Source organism: Pseudomonas sp. HY13-MNA-CIBAN-0226 (assembly GCF_040310305.1).
In the GTDB taxonomy this organism is placed as follows: domain Bacteria; phylum Pseudomonadota; class Gammaproteobacteria; order Pseudomonadales; family Pseudomonadaceae; genus Aquipseudomonas; species Aquipseudomonas gregormendelii.
Genome location: NZ_JBEOPS010000519.1, coordinates 1 through 245, shown reverse-complemented (window position 1 = coordinate 245; position 245 = coordinate 1). Strand labels below are relative to the sequence as shown.

At 40.4% G+C, this 245-nt stretch carries 1 protein-coding gene; it reads left to right on the top strand.

Annotated features, from left to right (window positions below; translation table 11 throughout):
• On the top strand, nucleotides 1–245 hold a 245-nt coding region (locus AAEZ05_RS29740), incomplete at both ends, for a hypothetical protein (protein WP_350650231.1).

Below are 245 nucleotides of genomic sequence, written 5' to 3'. Positions count from 1 at the left end.
CCAAATCTCCTTAGGCAATGGCTCGACTGAAAATATTCGAGCGACCTTACAGATGCTGCAAAACAAAGCACTAAAAGAGGGCAAGCAGTTTCAAATGGTGATTCCTGTGCCAACGTTTGATTGTGCAGAGATGTATGCAAATTCCATTGGCGTGCCTGTGGTCAAGATACCGTTAACCACTGAAAACTATGATTATGATTTTGATGAATTACAAAAAGTAGCTGACGATTTTGATGGTATTAGTC